Origin of the sequence: Acinetobacter sp. SM34 (genome assembly GCF_022012365.1) — a bacterium.
GTDB lineage: Bacteria > Pseudomonadota > Gammaproteobacteria > Pseudomonadales > Moraxellaceae > Acinetobacter.
Window position 1 is genome coordinate 1 of record NZ_JAKLTP010000020.1, and the last position, 25,370, is coordinate 25,370.

The 25,370-nt window shown below is 40.5% G+C and carries 21 protein-coding genes and 1 pseudogene; 11 read left to right on the plus strand and 11 right to left on the minus strand.

The window, feature by feature from the left end; genetic code table 11:
* Nucleotides 1-167: 167 nt before the first annotated feature.
* Nucleotides 168-737 carry a peptidylprolyl isomerase gene (locus tag LZZ98_RS14395; RefSeq protein ID WP_330848259.1) on the minus strand — a complete coding sequence of 190 codons (570 nt, stop codon included), beginning with the start codon at nucleotides 735-737 and terminating at the stop codon, nucleotides 168-170.
* 102 nt (nucleotides 738-839) lie between these two features.
* On the opposite strand from LZZ98_RS14395, the gene LZZ98_RS14400 reads away from it, so the two are divergent.
* On the plus strand, nucleotides 840-1,508 hold the full coding sequence (locus LZZ98_RS14400; protein ID WP_237788444.1) for an acetoacetate decarboxylase family protein: 669 nt from the start codon (nucleotides 840-842) through the stop codon (nucleotides 1,506-1,508).
* Nucleotides 1,509-1,562: 54 nt separating this feature from the next.
* Here LZZ98_RS14400 and LZZ98_RS14405 read toward each other — a convergent pair whose 3' ends face one another.
* Nucleotides 1,563-2,633 carry an alpha/beta hydrolase gene (locus LZZ98_RS14405; RefSeq protein WP_237788445.1) on the minus strand — a complete coding sequence of 357 codons (1,071 nt, stop codon included), beginning with the start codon at nucleotides 2,631-2,633 and terminating at the stop codon, nucleotides 1,563-1,565.
* A 203-nt stretch (nucleotides 2,634-2,836) separates the two neighbouring features.
* On the opposite strand from LZZ98_RS14405, the gene LZZ98_RS14410 reads away from it, so the two are divergent.
* From LZZ98_RS14410 to LZZ98_RS14435, 6 genes are all read left to right on the plus strand, one after another.
* Complete coding sequence (locus LZZ98_RS14410; RefSeq protein ID WP_237788446.1) at nucleotides 2,837-3,373, plus strand: hypothetical protein; 537 nt, start codon at nucleotides 2,837-2,839, stop codon at nucleotides 3,371-3,373.
* Nucleotides 3,374-4,177: 804 nt separating this feature from the next.
* The gene (gene grpE / locus LZZ98_RS14415; RefSeq protein ID WP_237788447.1) at nucleotides 4,178-4,726 is read left to right on the plus strand and encodes a nucleotide exchange factor GrpE; all 549 of its coding nucleotides are present in this window, start codon (nucleotides 4,178-4,180) and stop codon (nucleotides 4,724-4,726) included.
* Between the two features lie 123 nt (nucleotides 4,727-4,849).
* Nucleotides 4,850-6,796 (plus strand): molecular chaperone DnaK, encoded by a 1,947-nt coding sequence (gene dnaK, locus LZZ98_RS14420; protein ID WP_237788448.1) that lies wholly within the window; start codon nucleotides 4,850-4,852, stop codon nucleotides 6,794-6,796.
* Between the two features lie 115 nt (nucleotides 6,797-6,911).
* Nucleotides 6,912-7,355, plus strand: a complete 444-nt coding sequence (locus tag LZZ98_RS14425; RefSeq protein WP_237788449.1) for a hypothetical protein — start codon at nucleotides 6,912-6,914, stop codon at nucleotides 7,353-7,355.
* A 167-nt stretch (nucleotides 7,356-7,522) separates the two neighbouring features.
* Nucleotides 7,523-8,434 carry a matrixin family metalloprotease gene (locus LZZ98_RS14430; protein WP_237788450.1) on the plus strand — a complete coding sequence of 304 codons (912 nt, stop codon included), beginning with the start codon at nucleotides 7,523-7,525 and terminating at the stop codon, nucleotides 8,432-8,434.
* Nucleotides 8,435-8,553: 119 nt separating this feature from the next.
* Nucleotides 8,554-8,931, plus strand: a complete 378-nt coding sequence (locus tag LZZ98_RS14435) for a hypothetical protein (protein WP_237788477.1) — start codon at nucleotides 8,554-8,556, stop codon at nucleotides 8,929-8,931.
* 86 nt (nucleotides 8,932-9,017) lie between these two features.
* On the opposite strand, the gene erpA is transcribed toward LZZ98_RS14435, so the two are convergent.
* The 4 genes from erpA to LZZ98_RS14455 all read right to left on the minus strand — a co-directional run bounded on the left by erpA (nucleotide 9,018) and on the right by LZZ98_RS14455 (nucleotide 12,972).
* Nucleotides 9,018-9,353, minus strand: coding sequence for an iron-sulfur cluster insertion protein ErpA (gene erpA, locus LZZ98_RS14440; protein WP_086176706.1), 336 nt, complete (start codon nucleotides 9,351-9,353; stop codon nucleotides 9,018-9,020).
* A gap of 117 nt (nucleotides 9,354-9,470) precedes the next feature.
* Entirely contained in the window at nucleotides 9,471-10,481 is a 1,011-nt protein-coding gene (locus tag LZZ98_RS14445) for a putative solute-binding protein (RefSeq protein ID WP_237788478.1), read from the minus strand.
* A 238-nt stretch (nucleotides 10,482-10,719) separates the two neighbouring features.
* Nucleotides 10,720-11,730, minus strand: a complete 1,011-nt coding sequence (locus LZZ98_RS14450; RefSeq protein ID WP_237788451.1) for a putative solute-binding protein — start codon at nucleotides 11,728-11,730, stop codon at nucleotides 10,720-10,722.
* 234 nt (nucleotides 11,731-11,964) lie between these two features.
* Entirely contained in the window at nucleotides 11,965-12,972 is a 1,008-nt protein-coding gene (locus LZZ98_RS14455; protein ID WP_237788452.1) for a putative solute-binding protein, read from the minus strand.
* Nucleotides 12,973-13,203: 231 nt separating this feature from the next.
* On the opposite strand from LZZ98_RS14455, the gene LZZ98_RS14460 reads away from it, so the two are divergent.
* Together LZZ98_RS14460 and LZZ98_RS14465 are read left to right on the plus strand one after the other, a co-directional pair.
* Entirely contained in the window at nucleotides 13,204-15,144 is a 1,941-nt protein-coding gene (locus LZZ98_RS14460) for an ATP-binding cassette domain-containing protein (RefSeq protein ID WP_237788453.1), read from the plus strand.
* Between the two features lie 337 nt (nucleotides 15,145-15,481).
* Nucleotides 15,482-16,653 (plus strand): annotated as a pseudogene (locus tag LZZ98_RS14465) (zinc-dependent alcohol dehydrogenase).
* Between the two features lie 691 nt (nucleotides 16,654-17,344).
* Here LZZ98_RS14465 and LZZ98_RS14470 read toward each other — a convergent pair.
* The 5 genes from LZZ98_RS14470 to dnaA all read right to left on the minus strand — a co-directional run bounded on the left by LZZ98_RS14470 (nucleotide 17,345) and on the right by dnaA (nucleotide 24,149).
* Entirely contained in the window at nucleotides 17,345-17,692 is a 348-nt protein-coding gene (locus LZZ98_RS14470; protein WP_086176710.1) for a hypothetical protein, read from the minus strand.
* 191 nt (nucleotides 17,693-17,883) lie between these two features.
* On the minus strand, nucleotides 17,884-20,352 hold the full coding sequence (gyrB, locus tag LZZ98_RS14475) for a DNA topoisomerase (ATP-hydrolyzing) subunit B (RefSeq protein WP_237788454.1): 2,469 nt from the start codon (nucleotides 20,350-20,352) through the stop codon (nucleotides 17,884-17,886).
* A gap of 53 nt (nucleotides 20,353-20,405) precedes the next feature.
* Nucleotides 20,406-21,488, minus strand: a complete 1,083-nt coding sequence (recF, locus tag LZZ98_RS14480) for a DNA replication/repair protein RecF (protein ID WP_237788455.1) — start codon at nucleotides 21,486-21,488, stop codon at nucleotides 20,406-20,408.
* A 27-nt stretch (nucleotides 21,489-21,515) separates the two neighbouring features.
* Nucleotides 21,516-22,661, minus strand: a complete 1,146-nt coding sequence (dnaN, locus tag LZZ98_RS14485) for a DNA polymerase III subunit beta (protein WP_237788456.1) — start codon at nucleotides 22,659-22,661, stop codon at nucleotides 21,516-21,518.
* A 108-nt stretch (nucleotides 22,662-22,769) separates the two neighbouring features.
* Nucleotides 22,770-24,149, minus strand: a complete 1,380-nt coding sequence (gene dnaA, locus LZZ98_RS14490; RefSeq protein WP_237788457.1) for a chromosomal replication initiator protein DnaA — start codon at nucleotides 24,147-24,149, stop codon at nucleotides 22,770-22,772.
* 664 nt (nucleotides 24,150-24,813) lie between these two features.
* On the opposite strand from dnaA, the gene rpmH reads away from it, so the two are divergent.
* Nucleotides 24,814-24,948, plus strand: coding sequence for a 50S ribosomal protein L34 (rpmH, locus tag LZZ98_RS14495; RefSeq protein WP_000831329.1), 135 nt, complete (start codon nucleotides 24,814-24,816; stop codon nucleotides 24,946-24,948).
* Between the two features lie 30 nt (nucleotides 24,949-24,978).
* On the plus strand, nucleotides 24,979-25,368 hold the full coding sequence (rnpA, locus tag LZZ98_RS14500; RefSeq protein WP_086198919.1) for a ribonuclease P protein component: 390 nt from the start codon (nucleotides 24,979-24,981) through the stop codon (nucleotides 25,366-25,368).
* The last annotated feature ends 2 nt before the right edge of the window (nucleotides 25,369-25,370 follow it).

Consider the following 25,370-nt stretch of genomic DNA (forward strand, 5'->3'; position numbering starts at 1 on the left):
AGCTCATTATAGGGCAATTTCGTACCCGTGCAAGTGCTTTTAACTGATTGTTTTATTGAGTGTTGTATTTTTGCGCACCATATTGGATCGTTTTTATTCTATTTTAAATATAAATATTTAATTTTAAAGCAGAAATATGAATAAAATATTTCTGCTTTATTTTTTTCTTACTTTTTCTCAGCTGCTGCTTTAATGCTCACACTGACAATTTTCACTGCTTGTTTTGGTACATTTTGATGCATTCCAAAGTTTGCCGTTGGTACTTGAGTGATTTTATCAACCACATCCATACCTTTAGTCACTTTACCAAACACCGCATAACCCGCATTCATCTGGCTTCTGTTTAAAAAGTCATTGTCTACTGTATTAATAAAGAATTGGCTGGTTGCAGAATTAGGATTGTTGGTTCGAGCCATGGCCAAAGTGCCACGCGCATTCTTTAAACCATTATAAGATTCATTCTGAATTGGTGCTTTAGTCTGCTTCTCGACCATGTTGGCATCCATTCCCCCACCCTGAATCATAAAGCCAGGAATGACGCGGTGAAAAACAGTGCCGTTATAAAAGTTATCTTTTATATAAGCTTCGAAATTCTTTGCCGAAATAGGAGCCTTATCGTTAAACAGCTCTATTTCTATATTACCCATTGAAGTTTTCATTTCTACCAGGGTATTTGCAGCCATCACTTGCAAACTCATACCAGCAGCAGCGATAGCGAATAAGGTTTGTTTTAACATTTCTTTACTCTTCTACGTTAAGTTGTAATTGTGAATGTCTATATATTAATCTTTCAATATAAATATAACAGTCTCTCTTTTTGAGATAAAACGAGAATTACAATGAGTGACGAATTAAACACGACTTCTTTTCCTCTTTATCCACCCTGGCATTTACATGGTGACGCGTTTATTTTGAATTACTGGCTAACGCCAAACTTTATTGATCAGCATCGGGCTTTTTATATTGCGCCTTCTCCGATTGGTCGCGTGGTACAGGTCATATTGGTGCGTTATCATGATTCTCCTGTGGGCCCGTATGATGAATTGCTGATCTTGGATCATCCTTTAATAAGTAAAAGACGCTTATCTTCCATTCCTAAAATTTATGTTTCTACCAAAGCTTCTATGCTCAATGGTCAACATTTTTGGGGAATTCCAAAACAGCTGGCCCAATTTGAATGGCTGATCAATGATGATGTGGTGTATTGCAATGTGTACTTTGAACAGCAAGAAATGAGTTTGTGCTTGCAGAAATATAAACATAGTCAAACTTTTTATATTAATAGTCATCATTTGCCAGCACGGCTGCTCAACATTCAACAAGCCTGGCAAGGTTTACGTTATCAATTCACGCCACAATTTCGCGGCAAACTGAGTAAATTAAAACAAGCCAGCTGGAAAAACACTCAGGGCATTTTCCCTGATTTTTCTCAAGCCCGCTATTTACACAGCTTTTATGTGCCAGAATTTAGCCTCACCTTACCTAAAGCCCAAATTGAGAAAAAATAAAAAAAGTGTTTCACGTGAAACACTTTTTCCCAGATCAATACCCGACTTAAAAAATTAAGCGTGTTTATCCCAAAACTTTCTATAATTTTTACTGATTTCAATAAAATATTTTTTAGCCCGATAAGAAATAGGCGTTAGATTGACAAAACCATGGGCCTGATCGGGATACTCCTGATAATGCACCTTTACCCCACGATGGCGTAACTTGTAAGCATAAATTTCCCCTTCATCATGTAATACATCATGACCGGCAGTAACCACAAATGCAGGCGCTAATTTTTCATGCTTACCATAAGTAGGTGAAATGAGTGGATCATCCAGTTCAACCTGATGGGTATTTGCATAATAGTGCGTCACAAAATCAACATCTTCCCCGGTAAGCACCAAGCCGTCTTTATAAGCATAAAAAGATGGATGACGGCTTTTAAAATCTACAGCCGGATAAAGTAGTAACTGCGCTTGCGGTGCATATATTTTATGGGTACTGCGCTGTGCAACCACCGCAGAGATATTACCGCCGGCACTATCCCCTGCTACCGAGATTCTATTCTTTAAGATTTTCAGCTGTCTTCGGTTTTGATATACCCATGCCAGCGCATCTTCACAGGTCTGGATCATTTTCATTGGACTGTTTTCAGGTGCCAAAGGATAATCTACGCTCAGGACCTGTACTTTGGCATGCACAGCAAGTAAACGGCACACTTCATCATGTGAATCCAGACTTCCCATCACAAAAGCACCGCCATGGTAAAACACTACCATCGGCAGCTTTTTACTGGGAGCTGGATTGTAATGCCGCGCAAAGATGGTGCCACTGTGTAAAGGTAAACGTAAATCTTCGACCCGTTTCACCGGTGTAGGTTTACTCTTGATAGACTGTATTTGCAGATCAAAACTTTTACGGGCTTGAATAAGATCTTCAGTGACAAAACCACTATTTCCCCGCTTTAACTGGGCCGCCATCATGCACTGCACGAGTGGATCAAGCTCAGGATATTGATGAGGATATCTTAAAATTTTAACTAGAGATTTTTGTGCAAAGCGAGGCAAGCGATCCAAGGTGCGTGCAGCTGTGCCTTGTCCTTTTTCTAACACAGCCTGTAGAGTTCGATTAAAAGCAACCATAAACGCACCTTCCTTTTATTTTAATCTTCACATTTTCTACATGATCAAGCCAATAGGTGACCATAATCTTATATAAGTCTAGTCATCTGTATACACAGTAAAAACATTCATACGCTAATCTTCTTTTTATACCTTGTCATTGACAATTTCCACGTATATTTGGGAGTGTTTTGCTACTCCTTACCACAAGAAGGATAAATGTTATGGCTAAAAGACTGATCATGCTCTCATTAGCAACAACATTTTTAGCGGTGGGATGTGTCGCATTTCCGGAGAATGGTGGCTATGACGATGGCCGTTATGATGATCGCTATGACCCTCGTTATGATCGGGGTTATGGCACAAATTATGATGATCGCTATGCTCGTGAGCGAGACCGTCAACGCTGGGAATATCAACAGCAACAAAACCGCTTGGAACTAGAGCGTAGAAAACGTGAGCTTGAGCATCGCCAATGGGAACAGAACCGGCAACAACAATCGGATTGGGAACGCAGAAGACGTGAACAACAGCGTTTATTAGAACAACGTAAAAGAGTGGCTGAACAGAATCATAAAAGTCCGTCTGACTGGGATCGTAAAAACCATGAAATTGACCGGCAGCGTTTAGAACAGCAGCGCAATAGAGCGAATGTACAGCCTAACCCTAGAGTACAACAGCAACGTCAAGCACAAGAAAAACGCTGGGATGACCGTCGTCGAGAGACCAATCGACAGCAACATCATCGTCGCGACCATTAAATTATTTCTTCTCATAATGCCCTTTCTAAAAAGGGCATTATTTATATAAATGACCAAGTCAAAATGTTGAATAGCTCAACCTATTTTTTATTCAAAGAATCAACCCAATTCAAATCTTCTTTTATCTCTGAGGGTTTTTATTTAAAAAATGAGAGAAATGCCATTGCGCAATCAAAGCATGAGATCAGTTTCGGTAAGTTATTTAATTTAAGGCAAAAAAAAGCTTATCCGGAGGTTGGATAAGCTTAGAAAACACATTTCTTAAATACCAAGAAGAAACTACAGCGATAGAATCTGGGTTAAATAATAAGCATCTGAAGCATTTTTGTGAAATATATTATTTATTCAATATTGATCGTTTTTAAGTCTAAGCTATACATTCAGGATTTCCATTTGGTCATGATTTCCCCTGACCTTTGTATATCTCTACTTTATCCAAGCTTTTTACTACTTCGTTTTGAGCCGTTCGCTTACTACCTTATAAATAGTATATGTAGACAAGACGATCAGCTGCGCAATATGGGTAAATCTGAACTGCTCGGCTTAACCAAGGATAAATTCCAGTATTCACCAGCGATCGCATCACAATTTTGCACTCTATTTTTAGAAAAAATAATACTTTTTAATAATTTTAATCAAATTAAACATATTTAATTAGTTGTCTCGCTTGAATTTTTACCGTCTGCCCCGAACTCTTGTATTAATCATGAATATTATCACTCATGGCAGTTCAGGATTAACGCGGTTAGCACTGAAGCCAAAAGGACTGACATGTTTAAAAACCCATTCAAACGGAGTAAATCTATGGCAACTGAGCAAAATCAAGATGCTCAAGATCTAGGGCAAGAGCAAGCTGAGCAGCAAACAGTAGAAACTCAAGCTGAAACAGAGCAAGCCGAAGTTTCAGTTGAAGATTTACAAAATCAAATCACCAAGCTGGAAGAAAGTTTAAAACTTGAAAAAGCACGTACAGCCAATGCGGTCTATGAAGCACAAAAAAGTGTAGAACGTATTCAACGTGATGCTGAAAAGCATAAAGAAACAGTGATTGAAAAATTTGCGAAAGAGTTACTCGACTCTGTAGATAATTTAGAACGTGCCATTCAAGCTGCTGGAGGTATTGAGTCTCCATTACTTGAAGGCGTGGAACTGACGCTGAAATCCCTGCTTAATACACTGGAAAAATTTAACGTTGTAGAAGTCAATATGAGCAACGGTTTCAATGCAGATTTGCATCAGGCAGTCGGTATTGCACCCGATGCTAAAGCCGGTGAAATCGGTACGGTATTGCAAAAAGGTTATACCTTGTCGAACCGTTTACTCCGTCCAGCTATGGTCTTAGTGGGTCAATAAGACAAAGAAATTCGGGAGTTTTTCCATTTTTTTCATTGAAAGAACTTGAAAAATTTTGAATGGCTCTCATATCGGATAACAAGCAAAAAACATTGCAAAAAATAATTTTGAGGAAGCATCCAAATGGCTAAAATCATTGGTATTGACTTAGGTACAACAAACTCTTGTGTTGCAGTACTTGAAGGCGACAAAGTTAAAGTCATCGACAACGCTGAAGGCGCTCGTACAACTCCATCTATTATTGCCTATAAAGATGGTGAAATTCTGGTGGGTCAATCTGCTAAACGTCAAGCAGTAACTAACCCTAAAAACACCTTATTCGCGATCAAACGTTTGATCGGTCGTAAATACCAAGACCAAGCGGTACAAAAAGATATCGGTTTAGTACCTTATAAAATCATTCAAGCGGACAATGGCGATGCTTGGGTAGATGTAAACGATAAAAAATTGGCACCACAACAAGTTTCTGCTGAAATCTTGAAAAAGATGAAAAAAACTGCAGAAGATTACCTAGGTGAAACAGTTACTGAAGCAGTGATTACCGTTCCTGCATACTTCAACGATGCACAACGTCAAGCAACTAAAGATGCAGGTAAAATTGCCGGTCTTGATGTTAAACGTATCATCAACGAACCAACTGCTGCGGCTCTTGCGTTCGGTATGGACAAAAAAGAAGGCGACCGTAAAATCGCGGTTTACGACTTGGGTGGTGGTACTTTTGACGTATCAATCATCGAAATTGCTGACTTGGACGGCGACCAACAAATTGAAGTGTTATCTACTAACGGTGATACCTTCCTGGGTGGTGAAGACTTCGATAACGCGTTAATTGAATACTTGGTTGAAGAATTCAAGAAAGAGCAAAGCGTGAACTTGAAACAAGATCCACTTGCGTTACAACGTTTGAAAGAAGCTGCGGAAAAAGCAAAAATCGAGCTTTCTTCTTCTAACGCAACTGAAATCAACCTTCCATACATCACTGCTGATGCGACTGGTCCTAAACACTTAGTGATCAACGTAACTCGCTCGAAACTTGAAGGTTTGGTTGCTGATTTAGTTGCTCGTACGATTGAGCCTTGCCGTATTGCGCTTAAAGATGCCGGTCTTTCAACTTCAGAGATCTCTGATGTAATTCTGGTTGGTGGTCAGTCTCGTATGCCACTTGTACAACAAAAAGTACAAGAATTCTTCGGTCGCGAACCACGTAAAGACGTGAATCCGGACGAAGCTGTAGCAATGGGTGCTGCGATTCAAGGTGCGGTATTGTCTGGTGACAAAACTGACGTACTTTTACTTGACGTAACTCCATTGACTCTAGGTATTGAGACTATGGGTGGCGTGTTAACAGCAATCATCGAGAAAAACACCACGATTCCTGCGAAGAAATCTCAAGTGTTCTCTACTGCTGCTGACAACCAACCTGCTGTAGACATTTCAGTTTACCAAGGTGAACGTAAAATGGCTCAACAAAACAAATTGTTGGGTAACTTCCAATTGGGCGACATTCCACCTGCTCCACGTGGTGTGCCACAAATTGAAGTATCATTCGACATCAACGCTGACGGTATCTTGAAAGTATCTGCAAAAGACAAGAGCACTGGTAAAGAACAATCCATTCAAATTAAAGCAAACTCAGGTTTGAGCGATGCTGAAATTGAAGCAATGATTAAAGATGCTGAAGCGAATGCTGAAGAAGACCGTAAGTTCGAAGAACTGGCTAAAGCACGTAACGAAGCAGATGCACTTGTTTCTAGCGCGCAAAAAGCAGTGAAAGATCTTGGCGAACAAGTGACTGCAGACGAAAAAACTGCAATTGAAACTGCGGTTTCAGAGCTTGAAGCTGCAACCAAAGAGAATGATGTTGATGACATCAAGGCGAAAACTGAAGCACTTCAAAACATCATCATGCCGATTAGCCAACGTGCTTATGAAGCAGCGCAAGGTGCTCAAGGTGGTGCGCAAGGTTTTGATCCAAATGCATTCCAAGGTGATGCTGCTGGTCAACAACAAAAAGCGGATGACGGCGTAGTTGATGCTGAGTTCACTGAAGTAAAAGATGACAAAAAATAATTTGTCGCTTTGAAAAAAAGACCGCACTTTGTGCGGTCTTTTTTTGGTGATCTTATAGGCAACAGGATGGATTTTAACTACTATATAATTATATAAATCACTGAAAAATAAAAATATGCAAAATTTTATTAAACTTCTACTCATTGCTTCTAGCTTTGCAATTATGATGCTCTACCCGATGGGTAATCTGTTTATCGTACTGCCCTCTAGTGTTTTTCTTTCCCCATTTAATTATTTGCAAGCTTTAGGTATAGAGGCTGCCTTTGCTCTTGGTTTTTTAATTTCAGCAATAGTGTTGCTGATGTTATCGATACCTCAGCGCTACCCTTATGGAAAAGGCTTTATATTATTGGGCTTGGGATTAATCAGCTATATTATTTTCCAGGTGTATAAATATGAAGTGAATTTATATGCTTTCAATCATCAAAATGAAAATTCCTACAATGTTAAATATTTAATTGAACTTATTATTTTTTTATTCAATTTTTTAGGTCTAATCTTGGTCTATCATTCTAATTTGCCAAAACAAATTGATCAGTTTAAAAAACAAAAAAAATAAAGCTTAAGATGCTAAATTTCCTGAAGTTAAGCATGACAAAAAATACTTTGTCGCTTTAACTGTACTCGAAAGAGTAAAGAAAAAGACCGCACGAAAGCGCGGTTTTTTTATTCTTATTTTTGTCCAATTGTTATACAGTATAGAAAAACAAATATCTTTAAGCTTTTATGCGCTTAGTGCTACTGGGTCTTTTGCTCATCTTTCTATCTGGCATGACCTATCAAACCCGAAATCATCCTCAAATTCGCTACAACAAGCTGTTGGATCGGATTCAGCATCCTTTCGATACACGTCTACGTTACCGGATTGCTGAAGTGGATTCGCGTTTTGGTCTTACTGAACATGAGTTAAAACAGATTAGCCAACAAGCCACTGATATTTGGAAAGATGGCACAGGCCAAGATTATTTTGTCTATGATCCGCAGGCCCGGCTAAGCATTCATTTAATTTATGACCAACGCCAAGATGAATCGGTGCAGCGCCGGCAGCAATTAGGGCAGATTCAACAAAGCCAGCAATTGTGGTCCAATAAAAATCAACAACTGAAACATTTTAAAGATGAACTAGACCGAAACAATGCTGAGCTGGAAATGAAAAAAAAACAACTTGATGCACAATTAAATAAATATAATCAGCATATTGCTATCATTAATCAAAATGGCGGAATCCCGGCTGCACAACGCGAGCAGATGACCCAGCAACAAAGTCAATTACAACAGCAAATCTTTGTACTGCAACAAGAAATTAATATTTACAACCAAAAAATTCAGCAACTCAATTTTCAGGTTGATGAACTTAATCAGCTTAATCAACAGATTGATAGCTCGGTACAAAGCTTTAATCAGCGTTTTCAGCCGCGATTATTTGATAAAGGCTCGTTTAATGGCCAACAAATTAATATTTATGAATTTGAATCGCAAGATGATTTACGTTTAACTCTGGCACATGAATTTGGCCATGCACTCGAACTCAAACATAATCAAGATCCTCAAGCACTGATGTACCCGCTCATGAAAGAGCAAAATCTGCAAAACTTCAAATTATCCACCGCAGATATTGCCTTATTACAAGCGCGTTAAAGCATGACCGCGATACAATGAAAAAAGCCCTTACTTTTTATAAGCATATGCCTCGCAATACAGCGGTAATAAAGCTGATTTCATGTTATTGTAATACCCGAAATGACAACAGAAAATCTCTGGAGATGCATGTGAGTTACTACCATATTGTTATTGAAGTAAATGATCACATCAGTACGATTGAACAAACTCGTGATATTGAAATTTTTGATATTATTGAGATTCAGCCTTATCTCCATTCCATTCTGTTGCCTTATTTCAATGAGCAACTAATTGAACTTGAAGATGAAAATATAGAATTCAAAGATATTCTACATTTACAAGTCAAACAGACGCTGTTACCTATTCAGGATCTGATTGAAGAAGAACAACGCTTACTTCCAAGTGATACCGATATCACCATTAGTGCTTATGAAATTTTTAATAACCGTGATTTAAGCCAAGATGTGACTACCGTTATTTTTGATATTTTAGAAGCGGCAAAACTAGAAGCTTAATCATTTTACCAGTTTAAAATGGCAGTTCCGCCTACTGACTGGCAATAAAAAGCCCTCCAAAAAAGGAGGGCTTTTTTTAAATTTGCTTAAATCGAGAAAGATGAACCACAACCACAAGTTGTTGTTGCATTAGGGTTATGCACGATAAAACGTGAACCTTCCAAACCTTCTACATAATCCACTTCTGAACCGACAAGATATTGATAGCTCAGTGAATCGACCAGCATTTTCACGTCGCCATTGACAAATTCAGCATCATCTTCATTCATGCTTTCAGCAAAGTTAAAGCCATAAGAGAAACCAGAACAACCACCACCTGTAACATAAACGCGTAACATTAATTCTTGGTTGCCTTCGCTATCACGCAATTGGCGTACTTTATTCGCAGCATTGTCGGTCAGCACCAGAGCTTGGGCATTCATGTCGGATTCCTCTGTTCAATTCAGGTGTCTTGAAATATAAAAGACCATATATCAAGTATAGCATACCCAATATATGGTCAGTATTTGCAGATTTAAAGTTAAATCAGACTATTTTTCTCAAGATTGTTTGTAGTTTTCATCCTGCAGGCTACATTCAAAATTCTTCGGATCTTCCTTACAACGGAATTGCCACAGTAATTTCATCATCCGTTTATCATAAACCCCACGTTTGGTTAAATCGACTCGCGACTCGCGCATGAGCTTTTGATAGCCAGACTTATCTACTTCAGGAATTTGCATCCAATATTTTTGCGGGATATCAGCTTTCATTTTGCCTAAAATACCAAAGGCACGCGGTAACTGGCTTTTCACCCATTCACGTGATTTTTGCCCATACCCTGCCGGAAATTTATCGGGACGGATAATTACATTACCGGTCACCTGTAAAATAGGATAATTCACAATCGCGCCCTTATTTCCTAAACCCTTATAGAGTTCTAAAGGTTTAAACACGGCAGCAGGTGCACCAATAATATCGACCTGACCATTGTTAAATTTCGCGCCAAAATTGGTGACATCTGCACTGACAGCCTGTGCCCCAACTTGCTGAACCATAATTTTTTGTGCTTCATCATAATCCAGCACTGCAATTTTTTTACCTGCCGCTTTGGCTACAGTATTAATGCGACGATCATTCACCATTAAAAAAGCATCGCCTACCGGAATAACACCCACCACTTCATATTTGCCATGCACCATATGTTTGGCAAAAGTCGGATTGGCTAAACCCTGCATCACTTTTACAGCCAGTTTTAAATCAGGAATTGCACCAATTGCATCAAGAGACCCGGTAAACTCATTAAACTGACGACCACGCATACCGGTCACACTAATCCCATCACACTTGCCGGCTTTAAAATCTTCAGCGATGACAGCTTCGTTTTGTCCCACGCGTAATTCAATATCTGCACCCCAATTTTTGGCGGCCAATTGATAATCTTTCATCAGGGCGAAAACATCACCACTTTTACCGACTAAATCAAATACGCAAATTACTTGTTTGGCTTGAGTAACACTGGTTACGGCACACAAACCCAAACCAAGCAGCAGTGTTTTAGACGATGGCATCATGATTTTTTTCTTCCTTGTTTCATTATTTTATTCAATCGGAGATTGAATTGTTTTTGCTTTTTTATTCATCATCCATCACCAGTCCTTAAGACTTGTTGTTTTATTGGACTGATAAAATTTTGCTGTTATTTTTTAAGATTACGCCTTTTTTTACTGACCACAATGGCAAAAATGACAAAATCCAAGCGACAAAAAAGCCTAGATTAAATCTAGGCTTTCTTTTTTAAAATCAAAGTTATTCACCGCCAAGTGAACATTCAAAATTGGCTTTATCGACAGAACAGCGTGCCTTTTTCAAAACGCCCATCATGCCTGAATCATAAATACCACGCTTGGTCATATCCATACGGCCTTCACGCAATAATTTTTGATATTTGGTTTTATCTTCTGCAGTTAAGTTCAATTTAAACTTGGCTGGAATGGTGGCTTCCAGGCGATTAATCATGGCAAAACTTTTTGGTAAGTTTTTCACAAACCAATCACGTGATTTTTGACCAAAATCTGCAGGGAATTGATCTGGACGGATAACAAAATCTGCAGTCACCTGAAGTACCGGGAAATTGAACATCGCGCCATTTGAACCTAAACCTTTATAAATTTCTAAAGGTTTATAAGCATAGGCAGGTGCACCCACCATATCGACCTGACCATTATTGAATTTAGCGACAAAGTTAGATACGTCAGAAATCACCGCTTGTGCACCCACGCGTTGTACCATAATTTTTTGTGCATCGTCATAACCCAACACAGCAAATTTTTTGCCTGCCGCTTTTTCTATCGAGTTAATATTTTTATCACGCACAAAAATAAATGCGGAACCTAAAGGTGCAATCCCGGCAACTTCATATTTTTTACCGCTTAAATTACTGACCATCTTCGGTGCATTACGTTTATCCAAAGCAAAAGTGATGGCACGCTGAGCAATAGCATTACTTGGTGCACCACCCAAAGCATCAATAGAACCTACAAATTTGTTATATTGACGGGCACGCATTGCAGTCATAAACACGCCGTCACATTTGCCTGCTTTAAAGTCATTATCAGCCACTGCTTCGTCTTGACGTGGAATAAGATTAATTTCCGCGCCCCATCCTTTGGCAGCTAGCGCCCATTCCTGAGCCATTTGAAAAGATTCACCCGATTTACCCAGTAAATCGAATACACATACATCGACTTTAGCGGCTTGCGCTGTACTCGCTAGGCCTACAGCAGCCAATGTAGCGAATGCAAAAATTGTTTTTTTCATTATTTCTGTCCTTTTGGAATCTTGTTGTTTGACGAGTATCCGTTCACGCCACAAATATTAAGCAAGTTCATTCTAAAAAAATAGAGCATTTACTCCAATTAATTACAACTCAAATGCCAATTGGTTTTTATTTTTCGATATTCATATTAAAAATCATAGTCTTATTCAATAACGTTTTTTACGTATAACTTATGAAATTTGAGCTATTTTACAAATTAACACACAACAATCGATTTATTCACCACTTAATGAACACTCAAAGTTGGTGCGCTCCACTGTACAACGGGCTTTTTTAAGTACGCTCATCATGGTTGGTTCGTAAATGCCTTGTTTAGTCAGATCTAAACGTCCATCCCGTAGTAATTTTTGATACTTGTCATGATCTTCCTTGGTTAAATTTATTTTATATTTTGCAGGAATACCTGCTTCCAGACGCCGTACCATGGCAAAACTTTTCGGTAATAACTGTACAAACCAGCTACGCGACTGCTCTGCAAAACCTTCAGGAAATTTCTCCGGACGAATGACCAGATCTGCAGTCACGTTGACCACTGGAAAATTAATCATTGCCCCTGTAGAGCCTAAACCCTTATAAATTTCTAGCGGCTTAAAGGCATAGGCAGGTGCAGCAATCATGTCGACTTCACCATTGTTGAATTTTTTCACAAAATTAGAAATATCGGCCATAACCGGTACTGCACCAATACGCTGTACAGTAATTTTTTGCGCCTGATCGTAATGCAGAATGGCAAACTTTTTACCTTTTGTCTTCTCTATAGAGTTAATTGATTTATCACGTACAAAAAGATAGGCAGTTCCAATTTGCCCAATCCCTGCTACCTCATATTTTTCATTGCCAATGGTACTGATAAGCCGTTTTTTATTGCGTTTATCCAGCACAAAAGAAATGGCTTTTTGTGCAATCTGATTACTGGGAACACCACCTAATGCATCAATTGAACCGGCAAATTTGTTATAGGCACGGGCACGCATTGAGGTCATGTAAAAAGCATCGCAAACACCGGCTTTAAAATCTTTTTCTATTTTTGCTTCATCTTGATACGGCATTAGATTGACCTCAGCACCCCAGTTTTTACTGGCCAAAGCCCATTCTTCAATTAATTTATAGGACTCACCTGCTTTACCTAACAGGTCAAATACACAGATATTTTGTTTTGCCTGCGCCAAACTGGAAAAACTCAAAAGCGTGAGTGTAGATAAAATAAAAGTCCTTTTTTTCATGATGTACCTTATTCTTATTTCTCTTAGAAAATCACTATAATTTTCTTTTTATACTAAAAATAGAGCTGCTCAGGCCTTTCTGACGAAAGGCACTTTTTTGTACAATTTGTCACATTTTTATTGATCTACTTAAAATTATGCTTTTATAGGAAAGAATAATGCACTGTCTTTTTCTTTTCTGAGTGGCTTCCTTTAGAATACGCCCATCATTCTTCTCTTTTAGATATTTCAATGATTCAGTTAGATCAACTTTCTATACGTCGCGGTGGACGTGTTTTATTTCAAAAAGCGTCTATGCAGCTACATCCAGGATGGAAAATTGGCCTAACCGGTGTCAATGGCGCAGGAAAATCGACCCTGTTTGCGGCATTGTTGGGTGGCATGGAATCGGATGGCGGTTCTTTGACCCGTCCTGCTGTTTGGACTGTGGCCCATATGGCGCAGGAAATTAAAGCCCTAGAGATGAAGGCTATCGATTTTGTCCTGTCAGGTGATGAAGAATATTGGGACATCCAGCACAAACTGGAACATTCTGAAGACTTGGATAATGAAGAACTTGCGCATTTATATGGCCGCTTTGACGAAATTAATGGCTACTCTGCCCCATCAAAAGCCTCACAATTGATGGCCGGTCTGGGTTTCTTTGAACATCAGTCTCAACTGAATGTTTCAAGTTTCTCTGGGGGTTGGCGTATGCGTTTAAATTTGGCCCGCACCCTGATGAGCCGCTCCGACTTACTGTTACTGGATGAACCGACCAACCATTTAGATTTAGATGCCATTTTATGGCTGGAAGACTGGTTAAAAGCCTATGAAGGCACCCTGATTTTAATTTCACATGACCGTGATTTCCTGGATGCCGTTACCGATCATATATTACACATAGAAAATCAGGAACTTACCCTCTATACAGGGAATTATTCCACATTTGAACGTACCCGTAGTGAACGCTTGGCACAACAACAACAAGCTTATGAAAAGCAATTAGAAACACGGGCCCATCTACAGAAATATATCGACCGCTTTAAAGCACAAGCAACCAAAGCCAGACAGGCGCAAAGCCGGATTAAACAACTTGAACGTATGCAAGAGTTGTCTGCAGCGCATGTTGATACACCATTTACCTTCTCATTCCGTGAACCGACTAAAATGAGTTCGCCACTGCTTGAACTTGAGAATGCAGATATTGGTTATGGTGACAAGCTGATTGTGACTAACGTCAATTTGCAAATCACACCCAGCAGCCGGATTGGTTTACTTGGGATGAATGGTGCAGGTAAATCAACCCTGATCAAATCTTTAGTGGGTGATCTCAAACTACTTAAAGGTACGCGCAAAGATTCAGAATTACTCAATATTGGTTATTTTGCCCAGCATCAAATGGATGCCCTGGATGGTAGCGCCAGCCCAATGTTGCAATTGTCACGCATTGCGGAGAAAAAAATCAGTGAAGCAACTTTACGTTCATTCCTGGGCAGCTTTGGCTTTAGTGGCGAACGTATGGATACACCAAGTGAGGGCTTCTCAGGTGGGGAACGTGCACGTCTAGCTTTGGCTTTAATTGTATGGTTACGTCCAAATGTATTGATTCTGGATGAACCGACTAACCATTTGGACCTAGATATGCGTCATGCCCTGACTATGGCCTTACAAGACTTTGAAGGTGCTGTGGTGTTGGTATCGCATGAGCGTCAATTGATTGCCAGCGTATGTGATGAATTATTGTTGGTACACAATGGTCAATGCCGTGAGTTTGATGGTGATCTGGTTGCCTATGCAGACTGGTTGCGTCAGGCACGTATCGAGATGATGAAAAATGGTCAAAAACCTGCTGCCCCTGTTCAGTCACAAGTTGAAGTAAAACCGGCAATTTCAAAACTCGATAAAGAGGCTCAGCGTAAGGAAACTGCGCGTCGCCGTGAACTGGGCCGTCCGATTCGTAAAAATATTGAAAAAAATGAAGCACAGATCACCAAGCTTCAACCACGTTTGGCTGAAATTGAAGTATTACTGGCTGATACGGCAATTTATGAAGCAAGTCGTAAAGATGATTTACTCAAGCTGATGAATGAGCAGGCTGAGTTAAAAAATCAGCTGGAAACTGCTGAAGAACAAATGTTAGAACTCATGATGGAACTGGAAAGTCTGGAGCAATCCTTTGAGGAAAGCTAAGCCCTAAACCCGCTTTTCAGCATTCAGAGACCAGTGATCACTGATCAGCATCACTGGTCTCTTTTTTTACTGGAATATTCAAGTCCTATCCTCTGTGCAATATCCACAATTGTTGTGTGATCTCTGCCTTTCTCTCCTGAATACCTATTCTGTTTAACCCATCTGATAATGAATTACGCAAGCACCCTATAAGCTTATTTTTAAACAGTTGAGTTCCCTATTTCATACATTAATTTACAGCCCTGCCCCACATCATGTGGCTCTAATAAAAAGGCGTTGTCATTTTCGGCAGCCTTATTGAGGTTTGTTTTAATGTTGAACTAGAGAGGAAAACCATATGCGTGCACTTACCTATCATGGTACTCGGGATGTACGAGTTGAATCTGTTGCTGATCCGGTTATTAAGGAAGCAGATAATGTCATTTTAAGGGTAACAGCCACCGCTATCTGTGGCTCAGATCTGCATCTTTATCGTGGCAAAATTCCCGCCATTGAACAAGGGGACATTTTTGGCCACGAATTCATGGGAGTAGTCGAGGAAGTCGGTTCTGAAGTCACTTCGGTAAAAAAAGGAGATAGGGTCATTATCCCATTTGTGATTGCATGTGGTCACTGCTTTTTTTTTTGTGAACATGAACTTACTGCTGCCTGTGAAAATACCAACAGTGGACGTGGTGCCATCATAAACAAAAAACAGATTCCTCCTGGGGCAGCCCTGTTTGGTTATAGCCATCTGTATGGCGGGGTGCCGGGTGGCCAAGCAGAATACGTACGCGTGCCCAAAGACAATGTCGGTCCCTTTACAGTGCCCGGGATCACTGCCGGATGAAAAGGTGTTGTTCCTGACCGATATCCTGCCGACAGCATGGCAGGCGGTCACCAATGCCCAAGTCGGCCGAGGTTCAACGGTTGCCATTTATGGTGCAGGTCCCCGGTAGGCCTGCTGTCCGCTGCCTGTGCACGCATGCTTGGTGCTGAACAGATCTCTTTATAGTCGATCATCATCCCTATCGCCTAAGCTTTGCCCATCAGACCTATGGTGCAATTCCGGTCAACTTCGATAAAGTCGATGCAGCTGAATTCATCATTCAGAATAGTACAGGTTACCGCGGTGTGGATGCTGTCATTGATGCCGTAGGTTTTGAGGCCAAAGGCAGCGTGCTGGAAACTGTATTGACCAATCTGAAAATTGAAGGTTCTAGTGGCTTTGCCTTACGTCAATGTATTGCGGCCGTCCGCCGTGGCGGTGTGGTCAGTGTGCCCGGGGTCTATGCCGGTCCAATTCACGGCTTCCTGTTCGGCGATGCCTTTGACAAGGGCCTGACCTTTAAACTGGGGCAAACCCATGTGCATAAGTTCTTGCCTCAGTTGCTCGAATTTATTGAAAATGGCGATCTTTCCCCTTAGGTGATTATTACCCATCGTATGAATCTGTCAGATGCGGCTGAAGGCTATCGTATTTTTGATAAACGTGAACAGGACTGTCGCAAAATTATTCTGACCCCTTAGACAGAACTGAAGCAGGAAAAGCACCGCATCAGGTGCTTTTTTGAAATCTAAATCAGCGAACGATAGACAATGCATGTCACTACACCTAGGAAGCAAGTAGATGCTGGTAACCTCGATAGTCTTAGATTCTTTAGCCATTTCCAGCCTATCTGACACATTCCAATCTTTATGAATCCATACCAGGATTTCCTCAAGCCTTACAGGTCGTACAACCAAAGATGCCAAGAATAATAAGATAAATATAATAATTTGAAAGTTCACTTGATTATTAAAATAATTGTGTAGTTTAACTACACTAATAATTTATCTGTAATTTTCATGTTCCACGCCGATTGTTTATTAGAACTACACATATAAAATAAGTAATTAATTTTTATTATAAAAATACACAATATTGAGACTTCAAGTGCCCTGTCGTGACATTTAACTAAAACACCTCTTTTAAATTTAAAATCGTATTTTAAATTTAAAAATACTTATCCACAAGCCGCAAACAGACTAATTTTTAAATTTAAAAAATATAATAATTTCTATAAAGAGAAATTTTGGATATTTATTTTATTATTCACATAAAAATATGGATAACTTAAAAGTTATCCACAATATTGACCAAGCTTTGAACTGATTATAAAAAGTATTATTCACATATAATTTAATTACTTTTAATGATTTTATCCAACTTGCTGAAAGATCAGGCCTTTAGGAATCTCAGTTCAATAATTTTCCATTCTGTATCATAGCGCCACAACTCCTGCAGGCGCTGCTTGTCCTGTTCAAGCCCAATCAGGACACGGCATTCTGTCTGATCCGGATTAAACTCATACTCCTCAAACTCCACTTCTGGCCGGTGCGGTCTCCATACACCATTCTGTACGGCATGAGCAATCCGGTCATAACGCACATAGCTGGTTTCTACGCGGCCATCCTGCTCATAGACCACCTTAAAATCATCATGCTCATAATGACGCAGCACCTCATAGTTACCGTTGTAAAATGCATCAGTCCATATATTACGGACTTCTTCAAGCTGGTTATCCATGGATAAACCTCTTTATTGTTGTAAGCTGGCCTTGATCAGGGAGAGAATGAAGTCTAAAAATAGTACCCGGCATAAGGCCTGAGTTCACCGATCAGGTCCTGTTTATATTGACAAGTTAACATGACATTAGCATAAAATTTTCGTAAAAAAAGCACCCCGAAAGGTGCTTTTTTAAATGTATTGTGTATCAATTAGGCATCGATATCTGCGTTCAGTGCGTTCTCTTCAATGAAGGCACGACGTGGTTCCACATCATCACCCATCAAGCAAGAGAACATTCGGTCTGCTTCAATTGCATCATCAATGGTCACTTGCAGCATGTTACGGTTTTCAGGATCCATAGTTGTTTCCCACAGCTGTTCCGCATTCATCTCACCCAGACCTTTATAGCGTTGGATCATCATGCCGCGACGTGAGTCGGATAAAATATGCTGCCAAACCTGATGGAAAGTAGTGACATTAATTTTGCGATCACCTTTCTGCAAATAAGCGCCTTCTTCAAGCAAAGTAAACCAGCTCTTCGAGTTTTGCAGTAAACGCTTATATTCACCTGAAGCCAGCAAGCCTGAATCAAGTAAATACTGATGCGGCAAGTTATGCACGTAAACTGTTACACGTGGCCAGAAATGAGCCACTTTAGAACCATCAGCATGTTCTTTTTCAAACACTTCTAAAGTGATTTCAGGACGTAAACTTGGTTGATATTTTTCAATTGCAGCACGTAACTGTTCAGACCATTGTTTCACATAATCTTCATCATGATTTTGATCAAGTTTGAATGCCTCTAATCCCAGTAAACCATCAAGTAAACTTGCAGGATAGCGTACAGTTAAACGAGTCAAACTTTTCTGTGAAACTTGGTAATCTTCAATGACTTTTGCCAGTGCTTGACCTGTAATTGCAGGAGATTCAGCACTGATATGCAAGGATAAATCATCAATCGCATTTGAAATCAGGAAAGTTTCCAAAGCATCATTATCTTTAAGATACTGCTCTTGCTTGCCTTTTTTCAGTTTATATAACGGTGGCTGTGCAATATAGATATAACCACGCTCTACCAGTTCAGGCATTTGACGGAAGAAGAAAGTCAATAGTAGCGTACGAATGTGCGAACCATCGACGTCGGCATCGGTCATGATAATGATTTTGTGATAACGCAATTTATCCGGATTGTACTCTTCACGACCAATACCACAGCCCAGTGCAGTAATCAGTGTGCCAACTTCTTGCGAAGAAATCATTTTGTCAAAACGCGCACGTTCCACATTCAGGATTTTACCTTTCAATGGCAGAATCGCCTGCATTTTACGGTTACGGCCCTGTTTTGCAGAACCGCCCGCAGAGTCACCTTCGACCAGGTAAAGTTCAGATAATGCAGGATCTTTTTCCTGGCAATCCGCCAATTTACCTGGCAGACCGGCAATATCCAAGGCACTCTTACGACGGGTCATTTCACGTGCTTTACGTGCAGCATCACGCGCACGTGCAGCATCGATAATTTTTCCGGCAATCGATTTGGCTGCTTGCGGATTTTCCAACAAATATTCAGAGAATGATTTGTTCATGGCCTGCTCAACTGCAGGTTTGACTTCGCTTGAAACCAGTTTTTCCTTGGTTTGGGAAGAGAATTTAGGATCAGGCACTTTGACTGAAACAATCGCGGTTAATCCTTCACGCGCATCATCACCCGAAACTGCAACTTTCTCTTTTTTGAGCAAGTTTTCATTTTCCATGTAGCTGTTTAAGCCACGGGTCAAGGCTGCACGGAAGCCTGCCAAGTGAGTACCACCATCTTTTTGTGGAATGTTGTTGGTAAAACAACGTACATTTTCCTGGTAAGTATCATTCCATTGTAAGGCAACTTCAACCCCAATACCGTTCTCCGATTGTGTGGTGAAGTGGAAAATTTCATTTAGGTGGGTTTTACCCTGATTGATATATTTGACAAATTCAGACAAACCACCTTCATAATCAAATACATGTTCTGCATTGATACGTTCATCACGTAGCACAATACGAACACCCGCATTCAAGAAAGAAAGTTCACGTAAACGGCGTGCCAAAATATCGACATTGAAAATGGTTTGGCTAAAAGTTGCGGCACTTGGATAGAAACGAACCGTGGTACCGGTTTCTTCAGTATCACCAATCGCGCGTAATGGATAGACAGGATCACCATGGTGATATTCCTGTTCATATACTTTTCCTGCACGACGAATATTTAGTAATAATTTACTTGATAAAGCATTTACAACAGAAACACCCACCCCATGCAAACCACCGGAAACTTTATAGCTGTTATCGTCAAACTTACCCCCGGCATGCAGAATGGTTAAAATCACTTCCGCAGCAGATACGCCTTCTTCAGGGTGAATATCGGTCGGAATACCACGACCATTATCAGATACGCTGACCGACTCATCTTCATGGATGATTACCAAGATTTCATCACAGTGCCCCGCCAAGGCTTCATCAATGGCATTATCCACCACCTCGAACACCATGTGGTGTAAGCCCGAGCCATCGTCCGTATCACCAATATACATACCCGGACGCTTACGCACAGCATCTAGGCCACGTAATACCTTGATACTAGAGGAATCATAAGCTTTTTCATTGGTTTGTTCTGTTTGAGAAGCAGCTTGATCTTCTGAACTCATGGTTTCTCCCTAGTGAAATATAGGTCTATCCAAAGATGGGTAAAATTTAAAAATTAGTGCACAACAACCTGAACTTGACCATTTTCAACTTTGAATAATTGATATGGAATTGACAAATCATGTAAATGTTTTTTGACTGATTCATGCTCTAAAGTGGTAATAAAAACTTGACTACCCAGCTGACTCAATCGTTCAATTAATCGTCGTTGTGCAGTTGAATCTAATTCTGCTGTCAGATCATCTAATAATACCACAGTTTCCTTATTACAGGCATGCAGCATTGCAATCTGTGACAGTTTTAAGGCCATAATCAGCAGCTTTTTCTGACCGCGGGAAAGCACTACATCGGCATCGCCCATGGCTGTTTTTAAACGCAAATCTGCACGATGTGGACCGTATTCGGTATAGCGGCGATCCACATCTTTCTGATGATGTGCAGTCAAGTCATGCAGCAAGCCAAGCTCAGTATGAAAACCGGGACTATACTCCAGTTGAACATCCAGATTGGGCAACAAATGTTTTAAATCCTGCTCAAAATAGACTTTCCACTGTTCCACAATGCCACTACGTTGCGAATTCAGCATTTCGCCATATTCAGCCAGCATTTTGTTCCACGGTTCCAAATCTTGCAGACTGAGATTACGGCGGGATTTCAGCAAACTGTTGCGTTGCTTTAAGGCACGCGAATAGTACTGCCAGGCATGATAAAATTCCGGTTCCACGTGGAACATCAACCAGTCAATCAGCTGTCGGCGTGGCTTGGCGCCATAATCGATAATATCGGTACTTTGTGGATCAATATGCTGTAAAGGCAGAATTTTAGCCAGCTGCCCCTGGGTGGCAATATGATCGCCATTGACCTTAATCAGCTGTTCACCAGATAGCAGCTTTTGCATGCCAATTTTTTCTGTCGCCGATTGTGCAAATACAATCGCGTCGCCGGTTTCATTCTGAATATAATTTTTAGGGATATGGGTACGAAAAGAACGCCCGGTCGCCAGCAAATGAATGGCTTCTAAAATCGAGGTTTTGCCTGAACCATTTTGCCCATAAAAGACATTAAACGGCTGCAACTCCTGGAGTGCAACCGCCTTTAGGTTTCGCACACGCTCTATATTTAAACGCGTGATATACATGCTTTGATCTGAATGAAAATCGTCAAATTAAACACGCATCGGCATTACCACATAGGTCTGATCCTGTTGTGCTGGATCATGCACCAATACCGACTGGTTGGCTTCAGTCATGGTCATAGAAACATCGTCACCATCCAGAGCTCCCAATACGTCTAACAAGTATTGGGCATTGAATGACATTTCCATCGGTGCATCCGCATATTGAATAGCCAAATCTTCAATCGCTTCATCTTGCTCAGGGTTATTGGCACGCAGCTGTAAAGAATCGGCACCAAAATTCAGGAATACACCACGTAATTTTTCATTACTCAAAATCGCTACACGCTGCAATGACTGTTTAAACACATCATGCGCGATCAATACATTTTTATCGCCACCACGTGGAATCACACGACGGTAATCCGGGAATTTTCCATCAATCAGTTTGGTAGTAAAGCGAACGGTGATGTCACCCTGCTCTTTATCGCGACTTGGGGTGCTAATGGTTACATTTAACAGTTCACGGCCAATCAACAAAGATAACTGCTCATCTTCAATGCTGAGCAGACGCTGCAGCTCTGCTACCGCTTTACGAGGCACAATCGCTTGAATCGGCTGAGTTGCAGTAGAGTGTGCAACGGTTTCACACAGCGCAAGGCGGTGGCCATCAGTCGTTACAGCACGCAATTGATTTTGGTCAATTTCAAGCAAGGTACCGGTCAAATAAAAACGTACATCCTGCACAGCCATTGCAAAAGCCGTTTTTTCAAACAGGCGTTTTAATTCGCGCTGAGTCACGGTCACTTGCGTACCTTGAGCATTTTCAGTGCTTAACAATGGATAATCTTCAGCTGGCAAAGTACCCAGTACAAAGCGGCTATTGCCCGATTTTAAAATACAGCGATCTTCAGTGATTTGCAGGTCAATCAATGCAGCAGCAGGCAATGATTTGCAGATATCCATCAGTTTACGTGCAGGAACTGTAGTTTCACCAGCCTGCAAGCAAGCACCTTCAGCCAGCGTGGTACTCGCCACCAATTCCACTTCCAGATCGGAACCGGTAATGGTTAAAGATTCATTGCTCACTTGAATCTTGACGTTAGACAGAATGTTTAAAGTATGGCGACGTTCAACCGCTCCTACGACATGTGACAGAACATTAAGTAAGCTTTCTTTCGCGATTTTCAAACGCACGGTACATTCCTCTAACGACTGAAGATTAAAATAAATAAATGGGTTTTTAGCAGTGTACTATGCGGCAGAATATGCCGCATTGCAAGAATAGAATTTGATCAAATCGGATCAGCTTTGCAACAGCCGTTGCAAGTTTTTATAGTCTTCATTGAAGATCGGATCTTCCTCACGCAGGCTGATCACTTTTTCACAGGCATGCATGACAGTACTGTGATCACGACCACCAAATGCCATGCCAATTTCCGGGAAACTGTCGCCAGTTAATTCACGTGCCAAGCCCATGGCCAGTTGACGTGGACGGGCATAAATACGGGTACGTTTTGGACCCACAATTTCTTTTAAAGGGATACGGAAATATTCACTGACCACACGCTGGATATTTTCAGTACTGATGGTACGGGCACGAATCGCCAACACGTCTTTTAACGATTCACGCACCACATCCAGATCAATCGGTGTGCCTTTAAAGCGGGAAATTGCCACCACTTTGTTCAGTGCACCTTCCAGTTCACGAACATTGGCCACCACTTGCTGAGCAATAAACAAGGCACAGTTACGCGGTAATTCCACCCCACTGCTTTCGGCTTTTTTTAGCAAAATTTCAATTCGGGTTTCAATATCCGGTGGTTCCACCCCAACCGATAAGCCCCAGGAAAAACGCGATACCAGACGCGCATCCAGTTCGGTGAGTTCTTTGGGATAACGGTCCGAAGTCAGAATAATCTGTTTCGATTCATCTAATAGCGCGTTAAAGGTATAAAAGAACTCCACCAGACTGGCCTCTTTACCCGCCAGCAAATGAATATCATCCACCAACAACAGATCAAGCGAGCGGCAATTCTTTTTAAACTCTTCCACCTTGCCTTGTTGTAAAGAGCTGACAAAATCCTGTACAAAACTCTCGGCGGTCATATACATCACCCGTGCATTGGGTTTGGCCTGTAACAAGGCATTGCCGACAGCTTGCATGAGATGGGTTTTACCCAGACCGGTCGGTCCATATAAAAATAGAGGATTGTGCTGTGAAGCCCCCAACTGGGTTAAAACTTTACGGCAGGTTTCCGCGGCCATTTGGTTGGAACGGCCTTCAACAAACAGTGAAAAAGTAAATAAAGGATTAAGTAAACGTTTACGGCTATTTTTACTGCCGGTTTCATCTTTTTCTTTTTTCGGTTTGGAAACAGGCGCCGGAACTGATTGCAAGGCTGCTGTAGTAGTTGCTGGTTGTTCATTGGCAGATAAAATTGCCCCTGGACGAGAATCGACCAAAATCTCAACTTTACGCACCCGACCTTCAGACATCTGTTCAGCCAAAATGGTGATCAGTTCCAGATGGTGTTCCTGAATATAACGGGTCCAGTAAGGATTGGGGGCATACAGTCTTAAAGTGTCATTAAGCTCTTCGGCAACCAGGGGGCGAATCCACATGGTAAAGACATTTCCCGAAAGCTCTTGTCGCAAACGAGTTAGACAGTCTGTCCAAAGCATGTGAAACCCCTATTCATTCCATTGTTAATAACAAAAAACATTTGAGTCCGACCAAGCGGGTCGCCATTCTATCGAAGTTATCCACATCTGTCATGGCAAAATTCAGGAAATATCACTCAAAAAAGCAAATTTCCGATTAAATTTAAATTTAAATCACGGTGTGGATAAGTTTATCCGCAAGCTGTGGATAAAATATACCATAAAGTTATCCACAATTTAATAAAATCATAAAAACATAGATATCCACAATTTAAATTCTTGTTTATAAAAAACAAAATATGCTTTTCCACAGAAAAAACCCACCCTAATAATAATAAATTTAAATTTATAAATTTGAATTTATTTATAGAGACACGATTTTGTGGGGATAACTTGCAAAAGTTTTAAATTTAAATTCAAAACCAGCAACATTCATTTTTATCAACAGTAAGTTGTGGATAATATTGTGAATATTTCTGTTTATAACTTATGTTGTTTTATTAATCAATAATTTACACTGTGTATAAAATAGATACAACATTTAGTTATTTAGAAAATACACTCACCAGATCAATCTTTAAAAAACCCACTTATTTTGAAAGAAAGTTTGTTTTTGATTGACAGCTCACTGAATGAACACTAAAATCGCGAACCTTCATAGAAAGATCATTTTTGGAGTTTCAATATGAAACGTACATTTCAACCATCAGAATTAAAGCGTAAGCGTGTTCATGGTTTCCGTGCTCGTATGGCTACTAAAGCTGGTCGTCAAGTATTAGCTCGCCGTCGTGCAAAAGGTCGTCATAGCTTAACTGTTTAATCTGTTAAAGCTATTACGATTTTGGGTGTTATGACACTTTATGGCTTCAGCACAGATGTACGCATACGCTGTGCTGCCGATTATAAAAGTGTGTTTGATGGTGCGCTTTTTAAAGTGCATCAACCCCATTTCTTATTTTTGGCAAAAAATTCCGAACAGCCTAAAAGCCGTTTGGGTATTGTTGTTGCTAAGAAAAAAGTGCGTCGCGCACATGAAAGAAATAGAGTAAAGCGTCTTGCTCGTGAAAGTTTTCGCCTGCATCAGCAGCAATTAGATTTATTAGATATTGTGGTCATGCCTAAAATGGGTATTGAAGCAATCCCTAATGAGGAATTGCAGCAGCAATTACAATTTGCTTGGCAGAAATTGCAACGCCTTGCCAAAAAGCATAAAAAGATAGCTCCCTCCCCACAAAAGTAGAG

Coding starts and splice junctions, on each gene's coding strand:
- LZZ98_RS14395 (WP_330848259.1), bottom strand. CDS start 737: ATGTTAAAACAAACCTTATTCGCTATCGCTGCTGCTGGTATGAGTTTG.
- LZZ98_RS14400 (WP_237788444.1), top strand. CDS start 840: ATGAGTGACGAATTAAACACGACTTCTTTTCCTCTTTATCCACCCTGG.
- LZZ98_RS14405 (WP_237788445.1), bottom strand. CDS start 2,633: ATGGTTGCTTTTAATCGAACTCTACAGGCTGTGTTAGAAAAAGGACAA.
- LZZ98_RS14410 (WP_237788446.1), top strand. CDS start 2,837: ATGGCTAAAAGACTGATCATGCTCTCATTAGCAACAACATTTTTAGCG.
- grpE (WP_237788447.1), top strand. CDS start 4,178: ATGGCAACTGAGCAAAATCAAGATGCTCAAGATCTAGGGCAAGAGCAA.
- dnaK (WP_237788448.1), top strand. CDS start 4,850: ATGGCTAAAATCATTGGTATTGACTTAGGTACAACAAACTCTTGTGTT.
- LZZ98_RS14425 (WP_237788449.1), top strand. CDS start 6,912: ATGCAAAATTTTATTAAACTTCTACTCATTGCTTCTAGCTTTGCAATT.
- LZZ98_RS14430 (WP_237788450.1), top strand. CDS start 7,523: ATGCGCTTAGTGCTACTGGGTCTTTTGCTCATCTTTCTATCTGGCATG.
- erpA (WP_086176706.1), bottom strand. CDS start 9,353: ATGAATGCCCAAGCTCTGGTGCTGACCGACAATGCTGCGAATAAAGTA.
- LZZ98_RS14445 (WP_237788478.1), bottom strand. CDS start 10,481: ATGCCATCGTCTAAAACACTGCTGCTTGGTTTGGGTTTGTGTGCCGTA.
- LZZ98_RS14450 (WP_237788451.1), bottom strand. CDS start 11,730: ATGAAAAAAACAATTTTTGCATTCGCTACATTGGCTGCTGTAGGCCTA.
- LZZ98_RS14455 (WP_237788452.1), bottom strand. CDS start 12,972: ATGAAAAAAAGGACTTTTATTTTATCTACACTCACGCTTTTGAGTTTT.
- LZZ98_RS14460 (WP_237788453.1), top strand. CDS start 13,204: ATGATTCAGTTAGATCAACTTTCTATACGTCGCGGTGGACGTGTTTTA.
- LZZ98_RS14470 (WP_086176710.1), bottom strand. CDS start 17,692: ATGGATAACCAGCTTGAAGAAGTCCGTAATATATGGACTGATGCATTT.
- gyrB (WP_237788454.1), bottom strand. CDS start 20,352: ATGAGTTCAGAAGATCAAGCTGCTTCTCAAACAGAACAAACCAATGAA.
- recF (WP_237788455.1), bottom strand. CDS start 21,488: ATGTATATCACGCGTTTAAATATAGAGCGTGTGCGAAACCTAAAGGCG.
- dnaA (WP_237788457.1), bottom strand. CDS start 24,149: ATGCTTTGGACAGACTGTCTAACTCGTTTGCGACAAGAGCTTTCGGGA.
- rpmH (WP_000831329.1), top strand. CDS start 24,814: ATGAAACGTACATTTCAACCATCAGAATTAAAGCGTAAGCGTGTTCAT.
- rnpA (WP_086198919.1), top strand. CDS start 24,979: ATGACACTTTATGGCTTCAGCACAGATGTACGCATACGCTGTGCTGCC.